The organism is Nocardioides sp., assembly GCF_031397825.1.
Taxonomy (GTDB): Bacteria; Actinomycetota; Actinomycetes; order Propionibacteriales; family Nocardioidaceae; genus Nocardioides.
In genome coordinates this window covers 1-3,293 of the sequence record NZ_JANNML010000207.1, presented here as the reverse complement: position 1 = coordinate 3,293, position 3,293 = coordinate 1, and the positions used below count along the sequence as shown (strand labels likewise).

The 3,293-nt window shown below is 71.5% G+C and carries 7 protein-coding genes; 2 read left to right on the top strand and 5 right to left on the bottom strand.

Features of this window, described 5'->3' with window-relative positions:
* A partial coding sequence (gene mshD, locus RMN98_RS17650; RefSeq protein ID WP_309650127.1) for a mycothiol synthase occupies positions 1-613 on the top strand: 613 nt, incomplete at its 5' end.
* Between the two features lies 1 nt (position 614).
* On the opposite strand, the gene RMN98_RS17645 is transcribed toward mshD, so the two are convergent.
* From RMN98_RS17645 to RMN98_RS17630, 4 genes are read right to left on the bottom strand one after another with little or no spacing between them, the layout of a single operon-like run.
* Entirely contained in the window at positions 615-824 is a 210-nt protein-coding gene (locus RMN98_RS17645) for a hypothetical protein (RefSeq protein WP_309650126.1), read from the bottom strand.
* 10 nt (positions 825-834) lie between these two features.
* Positions 835-1,773, bottom strand: coding sequence for a folate-binding protein (locus RMN98_RS17640; protein WP_309650125.1), 939 nt, complete (start codon positions 1,771-1,773; stop codon positions 835-837).
* A complete protein-coding gene (locus RMN98_RS17635; RefSeq protein WP_309650124.1) occupies positions 1,770-2,225 on the bottom strand; it encodes a transcriptional repressor in 456 nt (151 codons plus the stop codon). Before RMN98_RS17635 ends, RMN98_RS17640 begins: the two co-directional genes overlap by 4 nt.
* A gap of 3 nt (positions 2,226-2,228) precedes the next feature.
* Positions 2,229-2,723, bottom strand: coding sequence for an FABP family protein (locus RMN98_RS17630; RefSeq protein WP_309650123.1), 495 nt, complete (start codon positions 2,721-2,723; stop codon positions 2,229-2,231).
* A gap of 22 nt (positions 2,724-2,745) precedes the next feature.
* On the opposite strand from RMN98_RS17630, the gene RMN98_RS17625 reads away from it, so the two are divergent.
* Complete coding sequence (locus tag RMN98_RS17625; RefSeq protein ID WP_309650122.1) at positions 2,746-3,117, top strand: DsrE family protein; 372 nt, start codon at positions 2,746-2,748, stop codon at positions 3,115-3,117.
* Here the strand turns inward: RMN98_RS17625 and RMN98_RS17620 are convergent.
* Positions 3,111-3,293: MerR family transcriptional regulator (locus RMN98_RS17620; protein WP_309650121.1), on the bottom strand; the 183-nt coding region annotated here is incomplete at its 5' end. The two genes, RMN98_RS17625 and RMN98_RS17620, sit on opposite strands and share 7 nt — an antisense overlap.

Sequence of the window (3,293 nt, the reverse complement as noted above, 5' to 3'; positions counted from 1 at the left end):
CCAGGCGCTGGAGGCGGTCGGCGAGGGGCGGGTGCTGGCGTGGTCGCACGGTGACCATCCCGCGGCGGCCGCGCTCGCTGCGGCGTACGGCTTCGAGCGGGTGCGGGAGCTGTGGGTGATGCGGCGACGCACCGGGGATGCCGATCCGCACCTGTTCAGCGTCTCCGGGCTCGCCGTGCGCAGCTACCGGGATTCCGACGCCGCTGAGGTCCTGCGGATCAACGCCGCTGCCTTCGCCCATCACCCGGAGCAGGGGGCCATGGACGCGGCCGAGCTCGCCGAGCGGATGGCGGAACCGTGGTTCGACCCGGCCGGGCTGCTGGTCGTGGAGGAGAGCGACGCCGACGGAAGGCTGCTGGGCTTCCACTGGACCAAGCAGCACTCACCGACGCTGGGCGAGGTCTACGTCGTCGGCGTCGATCCTGCGGCGCAGGGTCGGGGCCTGGGCAAGATCCTGACCATCGCCGGGCTGAGGCACCTGGAGAGCCTCGGGGTCGAGGAGGTGCTGCTCTACGTGGAGTCGGACAACGCTCCGGCCCTCGCGGTCTACGAGCGCATGGGGTTCGTGCACGCGGACGTGGACACGCACGTGCAGTACGCGCGGGAGTCGTGACTCAGCGGCGCCTCAGGAGGTAGCCACAACCGAGCATGCCGACAATCCAGAGCACCAGCACGGGAACGTCACCGGTGTTGAGGCCGTGCCGTGAGGTGAACTCGACCAGCGTCTGTCCCGCCCACGGCCCGTGGCCGGCGATGAGGAGGGCGGTCAGGACCGACAGGACCAGGGCGACGCCGATGACCACAGCACGGTGGTCCTGCTTCATCGGACCTCGCTCAGGTGCGGGGACGAACGTGCAGGCCGACCTCGGGGTCGACGACGACCTCCTGGGCGGCGGGCATGTCGTCCGTCGTGAGCTGGGCGTCGAGCGCGACGTTGCGCTTGACCAGGGCGAGGGCGATCGGGCCGAGCTCGTGGTGGCGGGCGGACGAGCCGACGACGCCGACGACCTTCTCGCCGAGCAGCAGGTCGCTGCCGCGGGTGGGGAGCCTGTTCTCGGTGCCGTCGAGGTGGAGCAGGACCAGGCGGCGGGGCGGGCGGCCGAGGGTGTGGACGCGGGCGACCGTCTCCTGGCCGCGGTAGCAGCCCTTGTCGAGGTGGACGGCAGGGCCGATCCAGCCGACCTCGTTGGGGATCGTGCGGTGGTCGGTGTCGAGGCCGAAGCGGGGCTCACCGCGGGCGATGCGCAGCGCCTCGAAGGCCCACAGTCCTGCCGGCGGGCCGGCGGCCTCGGCGAACGCGTCGAGCTGGTCGCGGGGCACGAGCTGGTAGCCCGCGGCGGGGCGCCAGGTGACGGCGTACGACGCCGTCTCGTCGGTCACCTCGACGCGGGTCATGAACTTCATCCGCTCGAGGAAGGCGATCAGCGGGCCGCTGGCGCCGGGCTCGGTGTGGGCGGTGAAGGACTCGCCGTCGTCGACTCCGCGCAGCTCGTGCTCGACGTGGCCGGTGGGGCTGAGGATGAGCGCCTGGGTCCAGGTGCCGGGCTGGAGGTCGGTGAAGTGCTGGGTGGTGAGGTTGTGCAGCCAGGTCAGCCGGTCGGGCCCGGAGATGCGGACGACGTCGCGGTGGGAGAGGTCGACGAAGCCCTCCCCGGCCTCGAGGAAGCGCTGCTCGGTGTTGAAGGAGCCGTAGTGGGCGGCGACGGGGGCGTCGATGCCGTCACCGGAGACGGCGCCGGGGAGGTGGAGCAGGGCACTCGGCTGGCTGGTCATGCGTCACAGCCTGAGGCACAGGTCCCGAAGACGGTCAGGTGGCCGACGTCCACGGTGAAGTCGTGGTCGTCGCGGAGGCTCTCGCGCAGGGTGGTCAGCACAGTGGGTCCAACGGAGGTGACGCGCCCACAGTTCCGGCAGACGATGTGGAAGTGCTCGTGGTCCTTGACCGAGTGGTAGGTCGGGGCGCGGTCGGAGAGGTGCGCGTGGCGCACGAGGCCGAGGGTCTCCAGGACCTCGAGGGTGCGGTAGATGGTGGAGATGTTGACCGCCTCGGAGGTCTTGCGGACCTGCGCGAGCACCTGGTCGGGCGTGGCGTGGCCGAGCTGCTCGACGGCGGCGAGGATCAGCTCGCGCTGAGGCGTGAGGCGGTGCCCGCTCTCGCGCAGGCGTTCGCGCCAGTCGTCGGTCGCGGCCGTCGCGCCGTGGGTGTGCTCGCTCGCCTCAGCCATGGGTCACTGTCGTTGCAGCCGGGCCCAGGTGTGGGGCTGGAGGGGCTCGCCCATCGCGGCCATGTCGTAGGCGTAGAGCAGGTCGCCCTCGACGTTGCCGTAGAGACGGTGGCCGCCGACGTACTCCTTGGCGGTGTGCGTGCGGACCACCGCGTCGGTGCTGAGCTCGAGCTTCCCCTCACCGGCGGTGCCGTAGTAGATCTCCACGAAGCCGGTGTTGTGCGTCAGCAGCAGCTCCACCTGGCCCTCGGGCAGGCAGCGCAGGAAGCCGGTCTCGAGCGCACCGTCGCGGACCTTCTCGCCGGCCTCGTCGACGATCCACGCCCGCGCCATGTAGTGGAAGAACGGGCGCCCGTCGTGGGTGAAGATCAGCTCCTGGCCGAACTGGTAGGGCTCGATCGTGGGGTAGTCGCCGTGCCCGTTGCCGGCCCACGTGCCGAGCATCCAGGCCAGGGGGCCGCACTGGGGGTGGAGGTTGTCAGGGAACTGGAAAGCCACTCCCCCAGCCTAGTGTGTGCGCATGTCGCCCTCCCCCTCCCGCAAGCTGGTCGTCAAGGTCACCTGCGGCGCGGACGACCCCGAGCGCGCCAACCAGGCGTTCACGGTCGCGGCTGCTGCGTGCGCTTCGGGTGCTGCGGTGTCGCTGTGGTTGACCGGCGACGCTGTGTTCCTGGGGGCGCCCGATGCTCCGTCGCTGGGGCTCAAGCACGCGACGCCCGTCGCCGACCTGCTCGCCGTGGTGCTGGCAGCGGGTGCGGTGACGGCGTGCTCGCAGTGCGTCGTACGACGGGGGCTCGGCGAGGCCGACCTGCTGGAGGGTGTGCGCGTGGCCGGGGCCGCGGTGTTCGCGGAGGAGATCCTGATGCCGGACGTGCAGGCGATCGTCTACTGACGGCTGGCGGCGGCGAGCCGGGCGCGGAGGCGGCGTACTTCCTCCTCCAGAGCGATGACGCGGGCGATGCCGGCGAGGTTGAGGCCGTCGGCGAGGAGCTCGCGGATGCGGTGGAGGGTCTCGATGTCCTCGGGGCTGTAGAGGCGGGTGCCGCCGTCGGTGCGGTCGGGGGCGAG